At 50.6% G+C, this 22,114-nt stretch carries 18 protein-coding genes; 14 read left to right on the forward strand and 4 right to left on the reverse strand.

The window, feature by feature from the left end; translation table 11 throughout:
- Window positions 1-74 precede the first annotated feature (74 nt).
- From E8E00_RS04540 to rne, 3 genes are all read right to left on the reverse strand, one after another.
- Complete coding sequence (locus E8E00_RS04540) at window positions 75-1,763, reverse strand: ABC transporter substrate-binding protein (protein WP_077765735.1); 1,689 nt, start codon at window positions 1,761-1,763, stop codon at window positions 75-77.
- A 753-nt stretch (window positions 1,764-2,516) separates the two neighbouring features.
- Window positions 2,517-5,918: a response regulator gene (locus tag E8E00_RS04545; protein ID WP_096629132.1), complete on the reverse strand. Its 3,402-nt coding sequence runs from the start codon at window positions 5,916-5,918 to the stop codon at window positions 2,517-2,519.
- A 238-nt stretch (window positions 5,919-6,156) separates the two neighbouring features.
- Window positions 6,157-9,063: a ribonuclease E gene (gene rne, locus E8E00_RS04550; RefSeq protein WP_096631448.1), complete on the reverse strand. Its 2,907-nt coding sequence runs from the start codon at window positions 9,061-9,063 to the stop codon at window positions 6,157-6,159.
- A gap of 575 nt (window positions 9,064-9,638) precedes the next feature.
- Here rne and rluC point away from each other — a divergent pair.
- Together rluC and E8E00_RS04560 are read left to right on the forward strand one after the other, a co-directional pair.
- Window positions 9,639-10,592, forward strand: coding sequence for a 23S rRNA pseudouridine(955/2504/2580) synthase RluC (rluC, locus tag E8E00_RS04555; protein WP_096631446.1), 954 nt, complete (start codon window positions 9,639-9,641; stop codon window positions 10,590-10,592).
- Between the two features lie 60 nt (window positions 10,593-10,652).
- Entirely contained in the window at window positions 10,653-11,375 is a 723-nt protein-coding gene (locus E8E00_RS04560; protein WP_240531899.1) for an HAD-IA family hydrolase, read from the forward strand.
- Between the two features lie 145 nt (window positions 11,376-11,520).
- Here the strand turns inward: E8E00_RS04560 and E8E00_RS04565 are convergent, their stop codons facing one another.
- Window positions 11,521-12,102, reverse strand: coding sequence for a nucleoside triphosphate pyrophosphatase (locus E8E00_RS04565; RefSeq protein WP_077456001.1), 582 nt, complete (start codon window positions 12,100-12,102; stop codon window positions 11,521-11,523).
- A 276-nt stretch (window positions 12,103-12,378) separates the two neighbouring features.
- Between E8E00_RS04565 and yceD the strand changes: the two genes are divergently transcribed.
- The 12 genes from yceD (at window position 12,379) to holB (ending at window position 22,114) form a co-directional block, all read left to right on the forward strand.
- Window positions 12,379-12,909, forward strand: a complete 531-nt coding sequence (yceD, locus tag E8E00_RS04570; protein WP_069589094.1) for a 23S rRNA accumulation protein YceD — start codon at window positions 12,379-12,381, stop codon at window positions 12,907-12,909.
- Window positions 12,910-12,914: 5 nt separating this feature from the next.
- On the forward strand, window positions 12,915-13,085 hold the full coding sequence (gene rpmF / locus E8E00_RS04575) for a 50S ribosomal protein L32 (RefSeq protein WP_069589095.1): 171 nt from the start codon (window positions 12,915-12,917) through the stop codon (window positions 13,083-13,085).
- A 9-nt stretch (window positions 13,086-13,094) separates the two neighbouring features.
- Window positions 13,095-14,117, forward strand: coding sequence for a phosphate acyltransferase PlsX (gene plsX, locus E8E00_RS04580; protein WP_096629129.1), 1,023 nt, complete (start codon window positions 13,095-13,097; stop codon window positions 14,115-14,117).
- An 8-nt stretch (window positions 14,118-14,125) separates the two neighbouring features.
- The gene (locus E8E00_RS04585; RefSeq protein WP_069589098.1) at window positions 14,126-15,085 is read left to right on the forward strand and encodes a beta-ketoacyl-ACP synthase III; all 960 of its coding nucleotides are present in this window, start codon (window positions 14,126-14,128) and stop codon (window positions 15,083-15,085) included.
- A 19-nt stretch (window positions 15,086-15,104) separates the two neighbouring features.
- Window positions 15,105-16,031: an ACP S-malonyltransferase gene (fabD, locus tag E8E00_RS04590; protein ID WP_096629127.1), complete on the forward strand. Its 927-nt coding sequence runs from the start codon at window positions 15,105-15,107 to the stop codon at window positions 16,029-16,031.
- 70 nt (window positions 16,032-16,101) lie between these two features.
- Complete coding sequence (fabG, locus tag E8E00_RS04595; RefSeq protein ID WP_077455999.1) at window positions 16,102-16,836, forward strand: 3-oxoacyl-ACP reductase FabG; 735 nt, start codon at window positions 16,102-16,104, stop codon at window positions 16,834-16,836.
- A gap of 157 nt (window positions 16,837-16,993) precedes the next feature.
- The gene (gene acpP, locus E8E00_RS04600; RefSeq protein ID WP_002541727.1) at window positions 16,994-17,230 is read left to right on the forward strand and encodes an acyl carrier protein; all 237 of its coding nucleotides are present in this window, start codon (window positions 16,994-16,996) and stop codon (window positions 17,228-17,230) included.
- 92 nt (window positions 17,231-17,322) lie between these two features.
- Window positions 17,323-18,561 (forward strand): beta-ketoacyl-ACP synthase II, encoded by a 1,239-nt coding sequence (gene fabF, locus E8E00_RS04605; RefSeq protein ID WP_069589102.1) that lies wholly within the window; start codon window positions 17,323-17,325, stop codon window positions 18,559-18,561.
- A gap of 94 nt (window positions 18,562-18,655) precedes the next feature.
- Complete coding sequence (pabC, locus tag E8E00_RS04610) at window positions 18,656-19,483, forward strand: aminodeoxychorismate lyase (protein ID WP_096629125.1); 828 nt, start codon at window positions 18,656-18,658, stop codon at window positions 19,481-19,483.
- Entirely contained in the window at window positions 19,477-20,493 is a 1,017-nt protein-coding gene (gene mltG / locus E8E00_RS04615; protein WP_096629122.1) for an endolytic transglycosylase MltG, read from the forward strand. Before pabC ends, mltG begins: the two co-directional genes overlap by 7 nt.
- On the forward strand, window positions 20,490-21,128 hold the full coding sequence (gene tmk / locus E8E00_RS04620) for a dTMP kinase (protein ID WP_096629120.1): 639 nt from the start codon (window positions 20,490-20,492) through the stop codon (window positions 21,126-21,128). The genes mltG and tmk overlap by 4 nt, the downstream gene beginning before the upstream one ends.
- Window positions 21,125-22,114, forward strand: a complete 990-nt coding sequence (gene holB, locus E8E00_RS04625) for a DNA polymerase III subunit delta' (protein WP_240531898.1) — start codon at window positions 21,125-21,127, stop codon at window positions 22,112-22,114. The genes tmk and holB overlap by 4 nt, the downstream gene beginning before the upstream one ends.

Raw genomic sequence — 22,114 nt, forward strand, 5'->3', positions numbered from 1 at the left:
CTTACACAGCGAAGTGGTGATGTTCGTGGCGTGAACACCGTGGAAAAGCGGGCGCGCAAGGCGCCCGATAGTGGTTACTGGACGGGCTTAAGGTCCAGCACGTGAAGAAGACGCTCAGGAATGCCGGCCCAGATAGAGGGGCGACCCTTCGGATTGTCTTCGTTCCACCAACCGGTGAAGCGGGTTGTGTTATATTGATACATTTGTGCACCAGAAAGCACCGGAATGGTGACCTGATCCTTGGCGATAATCGCTTGGATTTGGTGGGCAATTTCCAGTTGCTCGGCTTTATCCGCGGTTTTGTAGAAGCTGTCTAACAGCTTGTCGAGCTCAGCATTTTGGTAATAATGCATCGCGAACCGCGGCATGCCATCCCCTTTCTGTAGGTTGGAGTTATACGCACTATTCCAATAGGTGTAAGGGTCCGCACCGTGGAAGTAGTTGGTGTAGGCGACGTCGTAGTCGGCTTCAAGCATCGCTTGGTTATACACCGAGAAATCAGGCGTACGTGCCTTGGCTTTGATGCCGGCCTCGGCAAGTTGCTCAACCGCAAGCTGAACGGTGTTGTTGAAGTCGGTCCAGCCATTAGGAGATTGGATTTCGAGCTCAAACGATTTGCCTGATGGGGTTTCCACAAAGCCATCACCGTCTTGATCTTTAAAGCCGGCTTTCGCAAGCAGTGCTTTGGCGCCGTCTAGATCGTACGTATTGTATTGGCGATATTTCTCATGCACCGCTTCGTCGGACCAAGACTCAAACGCATAACCTAAGCCAGACGCGAAGTCGTTCACTGTACCACCGCCATAAAACGCGATATCAATGATGGTTTGACGGTCTAGCGCCATCGAAAATGCACGACGGAAGTCGACATTGGTCAGTGCTTCACGCTTGGCCGGATCAGGGTCATTAAAATTGACCATAAAGGCTTGGGTGCCGGCGGCAGGATACCAATAGTGATGGTTTGGATTGGCCGCGGCATAGGTGCGATCAATGTCAGGAATAAACGAGGAGGTCCAGTCCATTTCGCCACTGATCACTTTACTTAAGAACTGGTCGTTATTGGCGATTTGCGGCACGCGCAGACAGTCGACATCAAGGTTGTCGTTATCCCAATAATAGGGGTTACGACATTGAATATAGAGCTGAGAGGTGAAGGTATCGATAGTGGTGAAGGGGCCAGAGCCTACTGGGTTTTCATTGGTGTAAGATGCTGGGTCTTCGATGTTTTTCCAAACGTGTTCGGGCACCACTGGCACTTTAACGATCTCGTACGGTACGTTGGAATTGGCCTCGGTGAGTTCAAAGCGGACGGTATAGTCGTCGACTTTTTTCACATCATCAATCCATTTATTAATCCCAGATTGGTCGAGCTCAGGATGGTTTTTAACCAAATCAAATGAATACACCACATCGTCGGCAGTGTAGGCTTCGCCGTCTGACCATTTCACCCCTTTGCGTAGGGTAAAGGTGACACTTTTCAGGTCATCCGCCATTTCATAGCCGCTCGCGATACGAAAGACAGGCTGGTTGCCTTTCATTTCGTTAAACACCACCAAGGGCTCATACACGAAATCAGTCGTGGTGTGCAGGTAGGTGGCGCCAAGGAAAGGGTTGAAGTTACGGACAAAGGTATTGAATTCTTTCGGGTGGATAGTGAGCTCACTGCGCTCGGCGGCACTGACGCCAGCACTTGCGCTCAGCGCACCAATAATTGCAGAGGCAAGTAGGGTCTTGCTGGCAAATCTAATGTTACTCGAAAACATAGCCATTCCTTACTGTTGCTTTCAGTTCACGTGATGGATAGTGAGCTCGTTGCTTACAACCTTCGCGAGCTCAAGCTTGCCGATGCACCGGCATCTAGTTGTCTGTTGTCTGGTCATCGTATACATCAGCAATCGATAACACAGCGGCCGGTGAACCTCTTCAAATAAGCATGCCGATAGAACGCCTCGCAACGTCATTAATCGTTAAAATCGTAAAAAACCACTTTCATGACGTTAAAACCGTTAAAATCGATCGGGATAAATTGAAGATGTATTCTGACTCGCTTTCTCTTCTGAGATAAAAACCAGAAACGGAACTAGATTATACCAATAAATATCAATGACTTATTTGTTACTTTCTCAAGGACGACACATGTCACATGTTTCTTTGAGCTTATTTTTAATCAAGAATTTAATCTTGCCGTTTTGTTGTGATACCTCCCACAATCTTGGTTTTTAGCTCCAACTATCGCTCAGGCTTGGACTGATATCGGCATTAAAGCCCCCGTTTATTTGCGTGAATTATTATCACGTAGGTTGGTGGATCCTTGTTGGGACAGGCACTTTAGATTTAAGGGGACAGGCACTTTAAATGTATAGAGTCTGAATATTTAAAGTGTCTGTCCCCATTGGGAAGATAAGTGTGTCTGTCCTGATTAATTGTCCTGATTAATTGCTTATTGGGTAAGGAAAGAGAAAAGTGCCTGTCCTCAATAGGAGAGGCACGTTGGGGAGAAGGTGGTACAGGGTGTGTTAGTCTTCTAGCAGCAGCTGACGCAGCTGTCGGTAGTAGGTTTCTAACTGAGTACGATCGGTATTGTGTTTGTCACAGTGGTCAAGAATATAGCGAATAGAGCTGAGTACTGTGCGCCACCTTGGTGTTTTGGGTAAGGTTTCCAGCAGTAAGTACTTATCCAATGTGCGGGTTTGTAGGCTACTGCGGTCGAGGTAGACCCGCCACAGCCCGCTTTGTTCGGCAAAATCGAACTTACTTTTGCCCGTCGTTTTTTCCCAGTATTCGAGTCCAGCCACCATCGCATCGACAATGAGTTGTCGGCGCGCTTGCGCTTTATCCTCTTGCTGGCTCTGGGCTTGGCTCACTAAGGCTTCAAACTCACCGCCCATGGCTTTTAATTTATCCAGTTGGCGCGCATCACCGCGGAATGCATAGCCAGACAAAGCCTCAATCGCACTTTCTAAACTTTGGATCCGCGCTAGCGAGACGGGCGTATCAGTGTTCATCACATATAAGGTGGTTATCTCAGAAGCCGCCGGGAAACGCAAAATCATGCCTTCTAGATCACGATGCTGGTCGCCGATATAAACAGTCAACTTACCTTGATAGCGCTCGAGCTGTTGGCTCTCATCCGGCTCATGGATCAGGGCATGACTATGCATACGCTTGAGATTGGCATCTTGCTGTTGAAATAACGCAGCGGCAGATGCATTGGCAAACCGGATTTGACCATCGCTGCCTGCCCCGATGATCGCTTCAGGGGCGAGGGATAATTGTGAAATCAGCCATGACTGGGTTTCGAGCAGACTCGCCTGTCGCTCTGCACTTTGCGCTAATGCGGCTTCCAATCGCTGATTTTCTTGCTGACGTCGCTCGGCATCACAGGCGGCAAGATGCGTGGCAATACGAGCGGCAAGTTCTTGCTTATTGAACGGTTTACTCAAATAGTCATTAGCACCCACGTTAAAACCATGAATGCGATCATCAGGTTGATTAAGGGCAGTGAGCATGATGATGGGAAGCGCCCCATGATGATACTGCTGGCGTAATCGCTCACAGACTTCAAAGCCACTTATCCCGGGCATGAGTATATCGAGCAATACCAGCGCAGGACGTTCTTTTTCGACCTGTTGTAGCGCCGTTTCGCCATCGCTAGCGGTAATAACCTGATAACCCTCCATTTGCAAAAAGCTGGTTAATACTTGTTGATTGGTGGGTTCGTCATCAACCACCAAGATCAGTAAGCCATCATCGCAAGTGGCGGTGGTTGCGTTCGTCTTATTTTCGACGTCCTGTGGGGTAAAGGGTTGCCAGAGGGGAGAAGGCTGTTCGTCATTGGGTAAATGAACAACCGGTTCGTCAGGCGCTTCGATCGCGGGTAGGGTAAAACTAAATGTGGTACCGATTTGTGGCTGACTGCTTACATAAAGCTGACCGCCCATAAGCTCAATCAGCTGACGTGTGATCGACAAGCCCAGCCCGGCACCATGCTGATAGTGGTAGTGATCGCTGACCGCTTGAGTGAGTGGCTCAAAGATCACGTTCAGTTGCTCGGGCGGGATCCCTTGCCCGGTATCGACTAACTGAATACGAACCCTGTCATCAATTTTTTCCGCACTCAACACTATCTTACCGGCATCAGTAAACTTCACTGCATTACCAATCAGGTTATACATCACTTGCTCAAGGCGCTGGGTATCGGCACAGACCCACAAAGAGGACGAGGGGAGCTGATTGATGATACGGATTGGCTTATCTTTTTTGAGATGTTCAGCCAAAGAAAGGACAAGACGCGCTAGGCTGGTGATATCGACCGCTTCGTTTTCGAGCGAGAGCTGACCATAACGCATTTTATGATAATCGAGCAGATCATCGACTAATTTCGCCAACCGTTGGCCGCTGTTAACAATGATCGAAAGTTGATACTGATGATCACGACTAATTGGACCATTCGCACCAGCGATCAAGGCGTCGGCAATCCCAATCATGCCATGCAAAGGCGTGCGCAACTCATGCGAAGTGGTAGCTAGAAACTCGTCTTTGAGCTTGTTAGCCAACTGCAACTCTTGGTTTTGCTCTTGAATCGTCGCCAAGCTTTGCTCAAGTGTTTGATTTTGCTGGTGGATAAGCTGAAGCTTCTCACGGATAGCGCGCCGCATACGAGAAAAGCTGACCGCCAAACGCCCGATTTCATCATGCCGACGCGTGTGATGAATTTTAGTATCTAGATCGCCCGCACTCACTTTCTCTGCGGCCCATGTCAGCTGCAACAAAGGGCGAGTAATAAAGTTCGACATACTGTTCGATGCAGCCACCACGGCAAAGCCGGCCAACAGCATCGCAACAATAAACAGCTGTTCGAGTTGGCGAACTCTCGCAAACGCAATGTCGATTGGCACTTCAGCGACAAGCGCCCAATGCAAGCCATGGGTTGAGATAGGCGCAAAGGCCGCCAGCATGGTGTCGCCGGACGCATTGTCATAGCGTTCAACCCCTGTGTGATTATCCAGTGCCTTTTCAATCACTGCCAGACTGTTGGCAATCGTCTCTGGGGTCGATGAATGGCCGCGCACTTGCAGATCGTCTCCGACTAACAAGGTTTGAATGTCGGATGAAGAGGAAGGGGTCATTAACGCGGTCAGCGCGTGATTGGGAAGCCGAAACAAGGCATAACTGTGCAGGTAGCCTTGCTGAATAATGGGAGCGCCGAGCCATGCATAGGCGTTGCCATCCGGATCTTGGGCAAAGTCTGACATGACGACATTAGGGTGAGGATCGCGTTTACCTTTCACCTGCCTATCTTGGCGCTTTAGCGCGGCAAAGGTGTGACCCAGCTCGCTATCTTGGTAAGGGCCCGTCAATAAATTGGTCCCATAGTTCGAATGCTTTTTGACTGAATAGGTGACATTACCTTGTTTATCGACGAGTAGAAGATCGTCAAAGTCTGCGCGTGCCAATAGTGCTAAATAGGCGCGATGATAACGTTTGTGCAGTAAGCGGTAGCGTTCTACACCGGGATAATTCGGCGAGCCTTTGCTGACGGGCGTTTTTATCGCGTGACCTGAACCGGGATGGTAGCGAGTTTGTGCATACTGCCGGGCGGAATCAATATCAGGGCCTAGGCTGCGGAAGGCATTCACTAAGCCATAAAAGTGACCGCCACTGGCATAGGCGAGCTCTGATGCGACGAACCCTAACACTTCAGACTCTTTAGCATCAAAGTAATCACGCACTTGTTGTTGTTTGCTATCGCGTACAGAAAGTAAGTGTGCGGTGCTTTGCTCTTGCAAATCCTTGCTGTGAGCATTAAGGAAAAAAAGTGCCACGAGAATCAGAGGCAATAAGCTCAGCAGGAGAAAAGCCAACATCAAGGTGTGATGAAGACGCTTAAACGGGGGAGCGATAAACAGCTTTCTCATGATTAACAGCCTTGTCCTTAAAGCAGCTATTTAATGATTCTGTCTGCAACGCTAAACAGGCAGAAGGAATGCTACACAGTGACGTTACTTCCTTTTTTTGCTTTGACAAGCAAGTTGGTCGAGAAGCGTGTGGATCGGCGCATTTTTATCAATTTTCCCGATAGTTAGTGGTTTTGTTGAAAAAAAAAGCCCCAGCGCTGCTGGGGCTTTCTCATCACGTTTAAGCGTCAGTATCGATTCAATACTGAGGCTTAGTTGCCGGTGCTTGAGCCGCAGCTCGCGCTTCAGCACTGCCAGCCGCTTTCGCGTTGGCATTGGGCACTTTAAAGGCGGCGATGCGCACTGGCGCATGATCAACCACTTGGTTTGGTGCAGGCGCTTTCATCATTGGTGATGTTGCGCGACGATAACGAATGGTTGATTGAGGCGCTGTGATAACAGCTTCACGCTCAATCACTTTCTCCGTCACCAAGGCCACATTTGGATCGTGCTCCGGTGTAGTCGCTGGTGCCGGTGATGCGGCTACCGATGGCGTGGCTTCAACCACAGGGGGGGTTGGCACTGGCTCAACGGCTGGCTTTTTCTCTGGCGTTGGCGCTGCGGCGACACTCGGAGTGCGCATCACAATCACTTTACCCATCGCCATTTCAGGACGTGCAACACCGCTTGCAATCACAGATGCGGCTTGGCGTTTGTCTTGGCGACGACGGTCCTGTTTGACTTTGATAGGTTGCTCGGTCGACCAGACTTTACCCATCGCCATTTCTGGCGAGGCCATGCCGGTGGTGAGTGGCATCGGGCTTTTCACCATTGGACGGCGACGACGACGCTGGCCGCTTGCGCGCAGGTGACGAGGAGAACGACGATTACGGCGCTTCTCTTCACGTGCAGGCTTGTCTTGCTGACTTTGGCCGTTGTCTGTTTGTTGCTGTTTAGCTTGCTGCGCCACATCGGCACCGACTTGTTGGAGATCTTTCCCTTTTGCCGGTTCTTGTGGTTGTGCAGACGCGGTCATTGCATTGGGCTGGTCTTTGTTGACACGCACGCTGCGGTTTAGCTTACGGCGTTGGCGACGTTGTTTCACCTTCTCCGTTTTTTCTGCCTTGTTATCCGCGTTATTGTCCGCTTTCTCAGGCTGTTTCTTCGCCGTTTCTACCTTGTCAGCTTGGGCTGACTTTGGCTTCTCGTTACGGTTTTTCTTGACTTTACGGTTATTGTCGCGACGCTCATCTTGCGATTTGTTACTACGGCGCGGCTTATTGTTACGGTTGCGATCTTGCGCGTTGTCATCTTGCTCGTCTTTTTGCGGCGCGGCCTGATTTTGACGAGGTTTATTGCGTCCACTTTGATCGCGTTTGCTACGTTGTTGACGCGTCGATGAACCCGATTGGCGGTTGCTCGATTGCGTGCTCGCTTGACTTGGCGTTGCCTCAGACGTGTTGTCACTTGCAAACAGGCCAGACAAGAATTTACCTAACTTGGCCAACAGGCTTGGCTGTTTAGGTGCTGTCTCTGTGGCGGGCTTCGCGGCTGGCGCTGGTGAGCTTGGCGCGGCAAATCCTTGTAACACAGGTTCTTCACGCTTTTTCGCCGGACGCGCTTGTTGTGGTTCTTCGCGCGTTTCCGCTTCTTTTAGCGACTCAAGCTGGCTTGGCAGATGGTACGACAAGCTTGCCATTTCTTCGCCGCCGCGGATGCGCACCACATCGAAGTGTGGGGTTTGCAGATCCGCGTTTGGTACCACAACCACTTTAACATTGTGGTACTTCTCAATATGTTGTACCGACCGACGCTTCTCGTTAAGCAGGTAAGAGGCGACAGGCACAGGGACAATACCTAGAACTTGCGCCGTGTTTTCCTTCATGGCTTCTTCTTCCATGAGACGCAGAATCGACAAAGAAAGCGATTCGTTGTCACGGATAACACCCGTTCCTTTACAGCGTGGACAAATATGGTGGCTGGCTTCGGCGAGAGACGGGCTCAAGCGTTGGCGTGACATTTCCAGCAGACCAAAGCGTGAGATACGGCCAATTTGCACACGTGCACGATCCATGCGAACCGAATCACGTAGCTTATTTTCCACTTCACGTTGGTGGCGCACAGGCGTCATATCGATAAAATCGATAACCACCAAACCGCCCAAATCACGTAAGCGAAGCTGGCGAGCGATCTCTTCCGCGGCTTCTAAGTTGGTTTGTAGCGCTGTTTCTTCAATATCACTGCCTTTGGTGGCCCGTGCCGAGTTGATGTCGATAGACGTCAAGGCTTCGGTCGGGTCAATAACAATAGATCCGCCTGACGGGAGACGCACTTCGCGTTGGAAGGCCGACTCAATCTGGCTTTCAATTTGGTAGTGGCTGAACAGCGGCACTTCGCCTTCATACAGTTTGATGCGGCTGACAAAGTCTGGGCGTATTAACTGGATGTGTTCTTGAGCGCGTTTGAAGACTTTTTCGCTGTCGATCAAGATCTCACCAATATCGCGACGTAAGTAGTCACGAATCGCACGTGCAATCACGTTACTTTCTTGATGGATCAGGAAAGGGGCAGGGTTGGATGATGCCGCTTCTTTGACTGCTTGCCAGTGGTTGAGTAGTACTTTCAAGTCCCACTCTAATTCTTCGGCCGATTTACCGACACCAGCGGTGCGTACAATCAGGCCCATACCTTGCGGTAATTCAAGACCTGACATGGCCTCTTTGAGCTGGTTACGTTCTTCGCCTTCGATACGACGCGAAATGCCACCGGCACGCGGGTTATTTGGCATCAAGACCAAATAGCTACCTGCTAAAGAGACAAAGGTCGTCAGTGCCGCGCCTTTGTTACCGCGTTCTTCTTTGTCCACTTGGACAATCACTTCCTGGCCTTCTTTCACCACATCTTTGATGTTAGGACGGCCTTGATAGGTATAACCGGAAGGGAAGTATTCGCGGGCGATTTCTTTTAGCGGGAGGAAACCGTGTCGTTCAGCGCCGTAATCAACAAATGCCGCTTCCAGGCTAGGTTCAATACGGGTGATACGTCCTTTGTAGATGTTAGCTTTTTTCGATTCATGGCCAGGGCTTTCGATATCAAGATCGTACAGCCGTTGACCGTCAACCAATGCGACGCGCAACTCTTCCTTTTGAGTTGCGTTAATCAACATTCTTTTCATCAGATTGTTCTCATTTATTTATCGTTGTTATTAGCGGTTGATGACGAGAGCAGTCGCCAATGTTGCCTGACCCCAAGTCTGATATGGTGCAACCTCTCGGCTGGAGAAAATCAGGGGTGCGCTCGGGCAAATTTTTATCGGCCAGCTGCGACGGTTATTGTGGCTCACCGGATTATGCAGTTGGCGTCCGCCGTGTTTAAACTCATGGCGGATATCTCTGACACTGGCAAACAGCCATCGTGTCAACACACTAACGGGTGCTTTTGGCTTACGTCTTACGCCGAGTGCTGCGTAAAGCACGAAAAGCATTCGAAATTATGGATATTTTAACAGGCAAGCCCGTTATGTCGCCGAAAAGTGATTCCCTTTTCTGACTAACGCCGCAACTATAGCAGCCAGACCAGAGTCCAGCAATCGGCTTTCGCTGCTTGTGTCGGGTTGGTAGAAAAAGCGGACGAATGTGCGCGTTTTTTGCACGATTATCTTTGCTGCCATGTATTCAGTGGTGTTGAGGGCAGGGTTTAGATAGGTGCATGTCCCGTCGCTTAGAGGTACAATCACTCGCTATGACAGAACAAAAATCAAAAGTGCGATTTATCGAAATTGACGATGACATCGCCGGCCAACGTATCGACAATTTTCTGCGAAATCAGCTGAAAAATGTCCCAAAAAGTATGATTTATCGCGTTCTTCGTAAAGGAGAGGTGCGAGTTAACAAAAAACGAATAAAACCAGAATATAAGCTTCAAGCGGGCGATCTGATCCGCGTGCCGCCTATTCGGCTTCCTGAGCGCGATGAGCAAGTGGCGCCAAGTACAAAGCTAGACAAAGTGGCAGAGTTAGAAAACTGCATTCTTTATGAAGATGACCATCTTTTGGTGTTGAACAAGCCATCGGGTACAGCGGTGCACGGCGGAAGTGGCCTACAATTCGGTGCGATCGAAGCCATGCGTGCGTTGCGCCCTAACGCGCGTTTTTTAGAGTTGGTGCATCGTATTGACCGTGATACCTCTGGGATCTTGTTGATTGCGAAAAAACGCTCGGCATTGCGGCATCTTCAAGCACAATTTCGTGAAAAGACAGTGCGAAAAGATTACTACGCGCTCGTCATGGGGGAGTGGCCTGCGAAACAGCGTAAAGTTACGGCACCTCTATTAAAAAATGAAGTAAATAGCATTGTGCGTGTGAACCCCAATGGCAAGCCGTCGGAAACTCGCTTTAAAGTGATTGAGCGTTTTGCTGAGGCGACGCTGGTGCAGGCTAGCCCAGTGACGGGACGAACGCACCAGATTCGCGTACATGCACAGTACATGGGTCATCCACTCGCGTGGGATGACCGCTACGGTGATCCGCGCTTTGATGCGTATACCAAACAAGTCGGACTTAATCGACTCTTCCTGCATGCGGCGAAAATTCGCTTTGTGCATCCGGGCCGTGAAGAGACCATGGATCTCGACGCGCCGATGGAAGCAAAGTTACAACGTGCGCTTGAGGGGTTGCGGAAGAAAACCGATAAATAAGTGCAACCGGACGGTCCCTATCTGGCACTTTCCTTTAAGTAGTGGAATAACGAGGCAAGCATGAGTGAAAGCGGACAAGTGATAGCGCAAGACGTGACGGCGATGAGTGAGGGTGATCAATCACTCTCGGTGCATCCGTTACTTAGACCCTATTCGCTGCTTATCTTTGATTGGGATGGCACCGTGATGGACTCTATCGGACGGATTGTCTCGAGCTTAGAGGCCGCTGCTGCGCTCACCGGTCATCTACCCACGCTTGCGCCGGAACAACTCAAACAAATGATTGGATTGAGTTTAGAGAAGGGCTATTCGTTGTTGTATCCAGACGCGGATCCTAAATGGTATCCGCACTGGATTGCGCATTACCGTCAACAGTTTGTGCATGATAATCCAACCCCTTGCCAGCTTTATCCTGGGGTGAAGGCCACACTCAGAGCATTAAGGTTAAACGGATTCAAGCTCGCCGTGGCCACTGGAAAATCGCGTGCTGGGCTTGACCGTGCGTTAGCCGAAACAGGAACGGCTGACCTGTTTGATGTGACACGCTGTGCCGATGAAACAGCCTCTAAGCCTGATCCGATGATGATCGAAGAAATATTGACACAAACAGGTGTCGGCGCAGCGCAGGCGTTGATGGTGGGTGATACACATCATGATATGCAACTGGCAGCGAATGCGATGGTCGACCGTCTTGGTGTGACATGGGGAGTGCACGACCAAAACACCTTACAGGCTTACGCGCCGATTGCTGTGGTTGACTCACTAAATCGCCTCATTCTATGAGGCCTCAGTAAAACGGCGATCTTCCAGGCACCGTACTCCAGCGCACAGTCTATGAAGGGCACTGGACCAAGCGTCAGGCTTGGTCGGGGCATGGGATGGCGCCTTAGCCACTCATCTGGCGCGGCACCACTTTTAATCGGCAGTATTAAATAACCGAGACGCCTTCTTTCTCGAGCATTTCGCGCAGGCGGATCAGCGGCAGTCCAATTAAGGTGTTGGGGTCGCGGCCGTGCATGGCATTAAATAACGCAATGCCCAATCCTTCGCATTTGAAACTACCGGCGCAATCTAACGGCAATTCTTTATCGATATAACGTGTGATCTCGGCTTCGCTGAGATCACGAAAGTCGACATGAAAGGGCTCGACATCGGATTGATGGTGGCCGGTTTTACTGTTAATGACTGCAATGCCGGTATAAAAAGTGACTTGCTTGCCACTGGCTCGCAGCAATTGCTCAATGGCCTTTTCACGTGTGCCGGGTTTTCCGAGCACCTCTTCATCAATCACACAGACTTGATCAGAGCCAATGATCAACGCGTCACCATACAAAGGCATACCGGCCATGGCTTTCTCTAATGCGAGACGTTCGACCAAGTCAGTCGGGCGCTCATTTTCTTGCCGGCTCTCATCAATGGCGGGTGAAAATGCGGTAAAGGGTAGGGCGAGTTTCTTAAATACCGCTTGTCGATAAGGGGAACTGGATGCCAACACGATTTTAGGTTGCATGACATGTCCTTTCATGTATGTGAGTCTTTATGCGCACAAAAAGCTTGGTTTATCTTCATGTTTCAGTCTAACCTGAAAGTCGTCAACGTGCGATGTGCATGATGCAGTATGGCCGGATCTCGGCTAGAACCAAGGCGTTGATGGTAAGATGGTGAGAGGAAAGCCTTCTCACTCTCGTGATTCGTTGTGTCTTTTGCCATGAAGACAACAAAGGGCCTGAGCACAGGCAACATTTTCTTTGACTCCAGCGCATTTGGAGGCTAATATTCGCGCCCTATGCAGAAGGTAAAGCTACCGCTGACGGTTGATCCATTCCGCAGTGCACAAAAGCGGCTTGACTACGATGGCATCGTAGATAAATCGCGTTTGGCGCGCCTCGGTGAGGCAGCCCAAAGCATTGATAGTGATGCTGAGGTCACGCTTTCTTTCGACATTGATGCCCAAGGGTTAAAAACCGTGTCTGGTCATGCGGCCGTCACAGTAAGTCTTGAGTGTCAGCGTTGTTGGGAATCGTTCTCCTATCGCTATGAAACTGAATTCGTTTATAGCCCGGTTTTCAATGAAGACCAGGTTGGCAACTTACCGGATGCTTATGAGCCGGCATTAGTCGACGAAAACGGTGAGATTGATCTGATTCAGCTCGTCGAAGACGAGTTGATTGTGGCCTTGCCACAGGTCGCCATGCACGAAGACACTGACTGTAAGGTGAGTGCTGACAACATGGTGTATGGGGAAATCCCACTTGCTGATGAGCGTCCAAATCCGTTTGCCGTACTAAAAAACTTAAAGCAAAGTAACGAGGAGTAGGGTCAATGGCCGTACAAAAGAACCGTAAAACCCGTTCTAAGCGTGGTATGCGTCGTTCACACGATGCACTGGGTACTCAAGCAGTATCAGTAGACAAATCTAGTGGTGAAACTCACCTGCGTCACAACGTGACTGCTGATGGTTTCTACCGTGGCCGCAAGGTTATCAACAAGTAAGGTTGAACCTTGACTGGGCTAACCATTGCACTTGATGCGATGGGCGGGGATTTCGGTCCCCAAGTGACAGTGCCTGCCTCCGTGCAGGCATTGTCTCGTTTTGCGGACCTAAATGTGATTTTAGTGGGCGACCAAGCACAAATTGTCGCACAGCTCACTCGATGCGACGCACAAAATCACTCCCGGCTTTCCATCGTTCATGCCCCAGACGTGATCCCTAACGACATGCGCCCGTCAACGGCGTTACGCCGTAGTACTGGCACATCCATGCGTATCGCGCTAGATAAAGTGGCGCATGGAGAGGCAGACGCTTGCGTCAGTGCCGGAAACACCGGCGCACTGATGGCACTTTCCAAACACCTTCTAAAATTGCTTCCCGGCGTCGACCGCCCCGCGCTGGTGACCGCGTTACCCGGTGCAAACCAACAACGTAAATGGTTGTTAGATCTCGGCGCGAATGTGTCTTGCGATGCAGATACGCTGTTTCAGTTTGCGGTCATGGGCGCGGTGTTGGCCCAGGCAGAGCTCGGGCGTATGCCACGTATTGGCTTATTAAATATCGGTGAAGAAGAGATCAAGGGAAACGACTTGGTAAAGCGATGTGCCGATATGTTGCAATCTTGCCAAGCAGTGAACTACACCGGCTATATAGAAGGGGATCAAATATACACGGGCCAAACTGATGTCATTGTTTGTGATGGCTTTGTCGGTAATGTCGCGCTTAAAACCAGTGAAGGCGTCGCCAGCTTGGTGATTGACCAAGTAAAAACACATCTCAATCAGCATCCCATCAAGCGCTGGATCGCGAAATGGCTATTTTCTGATCTTTTTAATCAACTAAAACAGCTGAAACCCGACCAGTACAACGGCGCAAGTTTGCTAGGATTGCGCGGCATCGTTGTCAAAAGCCACGGACGCGCTGATATCGCCGCTTACGAAAATGCTATTTGTGAAGCGGTGCACGAGGTCGAACGGCAGATACCAACCAAGATAAGTGACCGTTTAGAGGCAGTTCTTCTCGAGAGGCATTAGTAGTCTTCATGTATAGTAAGATTTTGGGCACAGGCAGCTACTTGCCTGAACAGGTTCGCACCAATGCTGACCTTGAACAGATGGTAGAAACCAGTGATGAGTGGATTGTCACTCGCACCGGTATTAAAGAACGTCGTATTGCTGCGCCAACAGATACGGTTGCCTCAATGGCTTATCAAGCTGCAGTGCAAGCAATTGACATGGCTGCCATCGATAAACATGACATCGACCTGATTATTGTGGCGACCACCAGTGGTGAACGCGCTTTCCCAGCGGCGGCCTGTGATGTGCAAGCCATGCTAGGCATTCAAGGCTGCCCGGCGTTTGATATTGCCGCAGCCTGCTCTGGCTTTGTGTATGCGCTGAGTGTCGCTGACCAATACGTTAAAAATGGGCTGGCTAAAAATGCCTTAGTGGTAGGGTCTGATCGCCTCTCACACACCTGTGATCCTGATGATCGTTCAACCATCATCTTATTTGGTGATGGTGCTGGTGCCGTGGTGCTTTCTGCCGATGAAAATGATGGCATCTTGTCCACTCACCTCAAAGCCGACGGTAAATTTGGTGAGTTATTGAAACTTAAATACCCTGAGCGTGGTCAGTCCTTACCAGCCGATGAGGCTTGGCTGTATATGGCCGGCAATGAGGTATTTAAAGTCGCGGTAACCCAGTTGGCGAATATCGTGACCGAAACACTTGCCGCCAACCAACTCGAAAAATCAGACATTGATTGGTTGGTGCCGCATCAGGCTAATTACCGGATTATTAAAGCGACGGCGAAGAAGCTGTCAATGTCGATGGATCAAGTGGTGTTGACGTTAGACCGCCACGGTAATACGTCGGCAGCATCGGTACCGACCGCACTCGATGAAGCCGTACGGGATGGGCGTATTCAACGCGGACAAACCGTGTTACTCGAAGCCTTTGGCGGTGGTTTTGCGTGGGGTTCCGCGCTGGTCAGGTTTTAAAATTAATAGGAAAACAGCTATGTCTGCTACTGCGATTATTTTTCCCGGTCAAGGTTCACAAGCCGTAGGTATGCTGAGTGAATTGGCCGACCAATATGGCGTTGTGCAACAAACGTTTGCCGAGGCGTCAGAAGTCTTAGGGTACGATTTGTGGGCGCTTGTGCAACAAGGGCCAGAAGCGGATTTAAATGAAACGCATCGCACGCAGCCTGCGTTGCTGACCGCATCTGTGGCTATCTGGCGAGTATGGCAATCACAAGGTGGTGCAACACCGTCATTGCTTGCAGGCCATAGCTTGGGCGAGTACTCAGCCTTGGTTTGTGCAGGTGTATTGGACTTTAAAGAAGCCGTTAAGCTTGTCGAGCTGCGCGGTCAGTTGATGCAAGAAGCCGTTCCTGCAGGCGTAGGGGCGATGTCAGCGATTATTGGCTTGGATAACGATGCGATTGCGGCAGCCTGTGAGCAAGCGGCGCAGGACCAAGTTGTTTCACCCGTTAACTTCAACTCGCCTGGCCAAGTTGTGATTGCAGGTAATAAAGAAGCGGTTGAGCGTGCCAATGTACTGTGTAAAGAAGCAGGCGCTAAGCGTGCACTGCCATTGCCGGTGTCTGTTCCATCGCATTGTGCGTTGATGAAACCGGCTGCGGAGAAATTAGCGCAAGCACTTGAGCAGGTGAACTTTAATACCCCTGACATCCCTGTGATCAATAATGCGGATGTAGAAACACCGACTGATCCAGCGGCGATCAAAGACGCTTTGGTACGTCAGTTATACGGCCCTGTTCGCTGGACAGAAACTGTGGAGCGTATGGCTGCAGAAGGCGTTGAGCAGCTACTAGAGTTTGGTCCGGGCAAGGTGCTGACTGGGTTAACAAAACGCATCAATAAATCGCTAAGCAGTGCGGCGGTTAATGATAGCGCGAGCTTAGCGTCTGCCAACGCCTAAGCGTTGAGCTGGCAATAACATTCTGTGACTGCCGACCGAGGTCGGCAGAATCAACTAAAAGGGTAACCGAATGAAACTAGACGGAAAAGTAGCGCTAGTGACTGGCGCGAGTCGAGGCATCGGCCGTGCAACGGCAGAGTTACTTGCTGAGCGTGGTGCCACTGTGATTGGTACGGCAACCAGCGAAAACGGTGCAGCAGCGATTAGCGACTACCTCGGTGAAAAGGGTAAAGGGTTGGCGTTGAATGTCACCTCACCGGAGTCGGTCGCTGAGGTGCTCGACACAATTAAAAAAGAATTCGGCGATGTTGACATTCTGGTTAACAACGCAGGCATCACGCGTGATAACCTATTGATGCGTATGAAAGACGACGAGTGGCAGGACATTATGGACACCAACTTGACGTCGATTTTCCGTTTATCTAAAGCGGTATTACGTGCGATGATGAAAAAACGCTGTGGCCGTATTATTAATATTGGCTCAGTGGTTGGTGTAATGGGTAATGCGGGTCAAGCAAACTACGCTGCAGCGAAAGCGGGTGTGATAGGCTTTACCAAATCCATGGCACGAGAAGTGGCTGCACGTGGGATCACCGTTAACACAGTTGCACCTGGTTTTATCGAAACCGATATGACCAAAGCACTGAACGATGATCAGCGTTCAGCAACATTGGCACAAGTGCCAGCTGGTCGTTTGGGCGACCCTCGAGAAATTGCTGCAACTGTTGCATTCTTAGCCTCTGACGATGCTGCCTATATCACAGGCGAAACATTGCACGTCAACGGCGGTATGTACATGATTTGATCTCTAACGTTGCAATCTCGAATGACACACGTCAAACTCCGATTGATTTGTCCCCAAATCGTGGTTTGACCAGCGGTGGGGGTCTTGCAACTTCCACATTAATGAATAAACTACAGCACATATCGCATCTGCGAATCTTGTAAGGACTAGTATTAATATGAGCAACATCGAAGAACGCGTAAAGAAAATCATCGTTGAGCAACTGGGTGTAGACGAAGCAGAAGTGAAAAACGAAGCTTCTTTCGTAGACGACCTAGGCGCGGACTCTCTGGATACCGTAGAGCTAGTAATGGCTCTAGAAGAGGAATTCGATACAGAGATTCCAGATGAAGAAGCCGAAAAGATTACCACTGTTCAAGCGGCTATCGACTACGTAGTTAGCGCTTCTGAGTAATCCCTGATTCCCACCAGGCGGTCTCCTTGACCGCCTGTGTTCTTTTTAAGCTATTCTAATTTCCAAACTTATATTCTCCGGAGAACATCATCGTGTCTAAGCGTCGTGTTGTTGTGACTGGCATGGGTATGCTATCACCCGTGGGTAACTCAGTTGAGTCGTCATGGAAGGCCCTGCTGGCTGGCCAAAGCGGTATTTCGGCTATCGAGCACTTCGATACCACCAACTTTGCCACTAAGTTTGCCGGCATGGTAAAAGACTTCAACTGTGAAGATTACATGTCGAAGAAAGATGCACGCAAAATGGACTTGTTCATCCAATACGGCATTGCTGCCAGTGTTCAAGCCATTCAAGACTCCGGACTAGCTGTAGATGACAACAATGCACACCGTATTGGTGTGGCAATTGGTTCTGGCATCGGTGGTCTTGGTCTGATTGAACAAAACCATCGTGCATTGGTGGAAAAAGGCCCACGTAAAATCAGTCCTTTCTTTGTTCCTTCTACCATTGTGAACATGATCGCCGGTCATGTTTCTATCAACTATGGCATGCGTGGCCCGAATATCTCGATTTCAACGGCCTGTACCACAGGTCTTCACAATATTGGTCATGCTGCTCGTATGATTGCGTACGGTGATGCCGACGCAATGGTTGCCGGTGGCGCAGAAAAAGCCTCCACAGAGCTCGGTATTGGCGGTTTTGCGGCAGCGAAAGCACTGTCAACCCGTAATGACGATCCGCAAGCGGCGTCGCGTCCTTGGGATAAAGATCGCGATGGTTTCGTGCTCGGTGACGGCGCCGGTATTATGGTGCTGGAAGAGTACGAACACGCCAAAGCGCGTGGCGCGAAAATTTACTGTGAGCTGGTTGGTTTCGGCATGAGTGGTGATGCTTACCACATGACCTCACCGAGCGAAGACGGCTCTGGCGCTGCATTAGCGATGGAAGCGGCGATTCGTGATGCGGGTATTACGCCAGACCAAATCGGTTACGTGAATGCTCATGGTACATCGACGCCTGCGGGTGACGTGGCTGAAAGTAAAGCCGTTCGCCGCGCGATGGGTGACGCAGCAGACCGTGTTCTGGTGTCTTCGACTAAGTCGATGACAGGACACCTTCTTGGTGCGGCCGGATCCGTTGAGTCGATTATCACTGCGATGTCATTGATTGATCAGGCGGTACCGCCAACGATTAACCTCGAAAATGTCGACGAAGGTTGCGATCTGGATTATGTTCCGCATGAAGCCCGTGACGTAAAAATGGATTACGCATTGTGTAACTCATTCGGCTTTGGTGGCACCAATGGTTCTCTGATCTTCAAGAAAATCTAATTGCACGCGTGTTGAGCGCAAAGTGATTAAAGATTTTGATATAGTAACGGTCCGATTTATCGGGCCGTTTTTATTTGTGGAGTGACGAGGCATCATGCAGTGGGTCAATGGACAACCGAGCGCAACAGTACCGATCACCGATCGGGGACTGCAATTTGGTGATGGTTGTTTTACCACGGGCCAGAGTGCTCAGGGTGTGCTGCAGCAGGCTGATGCCCACTTCGAACGATTGATGTCGACCTGCCAAAAGCTCGCGATTGATGGTGTCGATTGGTTACGGCTGCAGCAAACGGTCGCTCACGCTTGTGCGCAGTCAAACCAAGAGCAGGTGATCAAAATTGTGATCACGCGTGGGCAAGGTGGACGCGGCTACAGCCCCGCAGGGTGCCAGCAGCCAACCGATATCGTGACTCTTCATGCTTTTCCTCAGCATTACTACCAATGGCAGCAGCACGGGATTTCGTTGGCGACCACCGAAAGACAGCTGGGTGCCTCCCCGTTGGCAGGCCTGAAACATCTGAATCGGTTGGAGCAAGTGTTACTCAAGCGCGAACTTGACCAACGCAATAAGCTATCTTCAGCCACTGTCGATGATCTGGTGGTATGCGATCTGTTTGGCAACCTTGTCGAGACCACAGCATCGAATCTATTTTGGCGTCAAGGCGCCGATGTGTATACGCCCGCGCTGCACTATGCCGGCGTGGATGGGCTGATGCGTCAGCGCGTTATGGCGATGCTTGAGGAAATTCCTGGCTATCGCTGTCACTTGGTGCAACAAGGACCGGATGTGCTTGATCAAGCGGAGGAAGTCTTTATCACCAATACCCTAATGAAAGTGGTCCCTGTGAATCATATTGACCATCTATCGTATTCTGATCACACGCTGGCAAGCGCACTACAGCAGAGGTTAAACGCGTGCTAAAAAAGCGAATATTCGGGCTGATCAGCCTATTTATGTGTCTGCTTGTCGCGCTGGCAGGCTGGACGCTTTGGCAGACAAAAGCCTATGTGGCGTCACCGTTAAATCTTGAGTCACCACAACTGGTGACGATTGCGAAAGGGGCGCATTATCATAAAGTTATCAATCAGTTTGAAGATAAAGGTTGGCTGACGGCGACAGTATGGGCCAAGGTAGCACCTCGGGTGTATCCTGAGTTGACGCGGATTCAAGCGGGTACCTTTCAAATTCAGCCGGGGCAAAGCTTAGCTGAGGCGTTCGCAACTTTACGTGAGGGGCAGCAATATCAAGATGCCATCACCTTTATTGAGGGAAGCACCTTCGCACAGTGGCGCTTACAAATGGCATCGGCACCGCATCTCGAGCAGACATTGACGGCGCTTGATGAAGCTGACATCGCCAAGCGGTTAGGGGCGGAGTACACCAAGCTTGAAGGCTTGTTACTTCCCGAAACCTATGCCTATGATGTGGGGGATACGGATTTGTCCTTGTTGCGTCGCGCATACCAAGCGATGCAAGCGTCGCTCGATAAGGCATGGCAAAATCGGGCCGATGACCTGCCGATTGACTCGCCGTATGAGCTGTTAATTTTGGCCTCCATTATCGAGAAGGAAACCGCGATCGATGCCGAGCGCACCAAGGTGGCTTCCGTCTTTGTCAATCGGCTGCGTCGGGGAATGCGTTTACAAACCGACCCGACGGTGATTTATGGCATGGGTGACAACTATGATGGCAATATTCGTAAGCGAGATTTACGCACCCCGACGCCTTACAATACCTATGTGATAAAAGGGCTACCGCCAACGCCGATCGCCATGCCGGGTATGGCATCACTGATGGCGGCGGCACAGCCTGCCACCACTCAATACTATTATTTTGTCGCGACAGGGAAAGGCGGCCATCAATTTTCTACCACGCTGGCCGAGCATAATCGAGCGGTGCGTGATTACCTAAAAGTGTTAAAGAGCCAATGAAGAACCATTTTATTGTTGTAGAAGGCCTCGAAGGGGCGGGTAAAAGCACGGCTATTGCAAAGGTGAAGCAGGTGCTACACCAACATGGCATCGATGACGTGATCACCACCCGTGAACCCGGTGGCACACCGCTGGCCGAGCAAATGCGTACCTTGGTTAAGCAAGGTCACCCGGATGAGCCTCTCACCGACAAAGCCGAGCTATTACTTTTGTATGCGGCGCGCGTACAGCTGGTAGAAAACGTTATAAAACCGGCTTTAGCGAACGGCCAGTGGGTGATTGGCGATCGCCATGATATGTCCTCGCAAGCCTATCAAGGTGGTGGCCGTGGCATGGATGCTGCGCTGATGCAAAGCCTTAAAGCCACGGTATTGGGGGATTTTGCGCCCTCGCTGACCTTGTATATGGATATTGAGCCTAGTCAGGGGCTCGCTCGTGCTCTCGGTCGTGGCGAACTGGATCGGATTGAAACCATGCAGCTCGACTTTTTTGAACGGACACGAGCACGTTATTTGGCACTTGCTAAGGCGGATCCGAGCGTGGTGACTGTCGATGCGGGACAGCCACTCGACACGGTTTCTCGCAGCATTGAACAGGCCTTAACCCAATGGCTAACGACACATAACACGCCATGAGTGACACAGTAACGCCATCTATCCCAGCACCGGAGGTGTTGCCTTGGTTTGCACCGATGTGGTCTCACTGGCAACACTTACTGACGCAACAACGTTTGCCGCATGCGCTATTGCTCGCGGCGCCAATCGGTAGTGGCCGTGGCGAGTTGGTAAGCGTGCTGGCAAAAACACGCTTATGCCAAACACAGACAGAGCAGCCTTGTGGGCACTGCCATAGCTGTCAGCTTTATGCAGCCGGCAATCACCCGGATGTACATTGGCTAAAGCCAGAAAAACCCGGCAAACAAATCAGCATTGATGCGGTGCGTCAAAGCCAGCGTAAAGCGACTGAAACGTCTCAACTGGGTGGCGCACGATTCATTATTATCGAATCGGCAGAAATGCTCGGTGAAGCTGCCGCCAATGCATTACTCAAAACGCTTGAGGAGCCACCCTCAGCCTGTCATTTTGTCTTGCTCAGTGATTCGCTAGACACCTTACTGGCGACAATCATCAGCCGTTGTAGCGTGTGGAAAGCGCCCCAACCGGAGATGCAGGTGGCCAAGCAATGGGTCGAGCAAGCATTACAGCGAGATGTGCCTTATCATGCGGTTGCGCTATACCGTGGCGCACCATTGGCGGCAAAAGAATTTGTGGCCTCAGGGGGATTGGATCATCACCATGCGGTTGTGACTCAGCTAGCGGACTACTTGGTCACACGCTCGGCCCTATTTGACACGCTCGACCAGTTGGTTTCACACTATCCCGCTTCATTGGACTGGGCCAGCTACTTTTTGCTTGATGTGATGAAGTGGCGTCAAGGTGCGACCAACGCGCTCATTCATCATCATCAACCCGTGGTAGTAAAAGTGGCTGAGGCGCTAGAAACCCATCAATTACACAGTCAGCTGCGCGCGCTACATCATATGCAACGGCAGCTGACCAAGCATTCAGGGCTAAACACGGAACTTGTGATTAGCCAGTGGTTATTAACGATTGGAGAATAA

This window comes from Salinivibrio sp. YCSC6 (assembly GCF_004916735.1).
Classification (GTDB): Bacteria; Pseudomonadota; Gammaproteobacteria; order Enterobacterales; family Vibrionaceae; genus Salinivibrio; species Salinivibrio proteolyticus.

What these genes read in the sequence shown, in the direction of transcription:
- E8E00_RS04540 (WP_077765735.1), bottom strand. Translation starts at nt 1,763, where the DNA reads ATGTTTTCGAGTAACATTAGATTTGCCAGCAAGACCCTACTTGCCTCT.
- E8E00_RS04545 (WP_096629132.1), bottom strand. Translation starts at nt 5,918, where the DNA reads ATGAGAAAGCTGTTTATCGCTCCCCCGTTTAAGCGTCTTCATCACACC.
- rne (WP_096631448.1), bottom strand. Translation starts at nt 9,063, where the DNA reads ATGTTGATTAACGCAACTCAAAAGGAAGAGTTGCGCGTCGCATTGGTT.
- rluC (WP_096631446.1), top strand. Translation starts at nt 9,639, where the DNA reads ATGACAGAACAAAAATCAAAAGTGCGATTTATCGAAATTGACGATGAC.
- E8E00_RS04560 (WP_240531899.1), top strand. Translation starts at nt 10,653, where the DNA reads ATGAGTGAAAGCGGACAAGTGATAGCGCAAGACGTGACGGCGATGAGT.
- E8E00_RS04565 (WP_077456001.1), bottom strand. Translation starts at nt 12,102, where the DNA reads ATGCAACCTAAAATCGTGTTGGCATCCAGTTCCCCTTATCGACAAGCG.
- yceD (WP_069589094.1), top strand. Translation starts at nt 12,379, where the DNA reads ATGCAGAAGGTAAAGCTACCGCTGACGGTTGATCCATTCCGCAGTGCA.
- rpmF (WP_069589095.1), top strand. Translation starts at nt 12,915, where the DNA reads ATGGCCGTACAAAAGAACCGTAAAACCCGTTCTAAGCGTGGTATGCGT.
- E8E00_RS04585 (WP_069589098.1), top strand. Translation starts at nt 14,126, where the DNA reads ATGTATAGTAAGATTTTGGGCACAGGCAGCTACTTGCCTGAACAGGTT.
- fabD (WP_096629127.1), top strand. Translation starts at nt 15,105, where the DNA reads ATGTCTGCTACTGCGATTATTTTTCCCGGTCAAGGTTCACAAGCCGTA.
- fabG (WP_077455999.1), top strand. Translation starts at nt 16,102, where the DNA reads ATGAAACTAGACGGAAAAGTAGCGCTAGTGACTGGCGCGAGTCGAGGC.
- acpP (WP_002541727.1), top strand. Translation starts at nt 16,994, where the DNA reads ATGAGCAACATCGAAGAACGCGTAAAGAAAATCATCGTTGAGCAACTG.
- pabC (WP_096629125.1), top strand. Translation starts at nt 18,656, where the DNA reads ATGCAGTGGGTCAATGGACAACCGAGCGCAACAGTACCGATCACCGAT.
- tmk (WP_096629120.1), top strand. Translation starts at nt 20,490, where the DNA reads ATGAAGAACCATTTTATTGTTGTAGAAGGCCTCGAAGGGGCGGGTAAA.
- holB (WP_240531898.1), top strand. Translation starts at nt 21,125, where the DNA reads ATGAGTGACACAGTAACGCCATCTATCCCAGCACCGGAGGTGTTGCCT.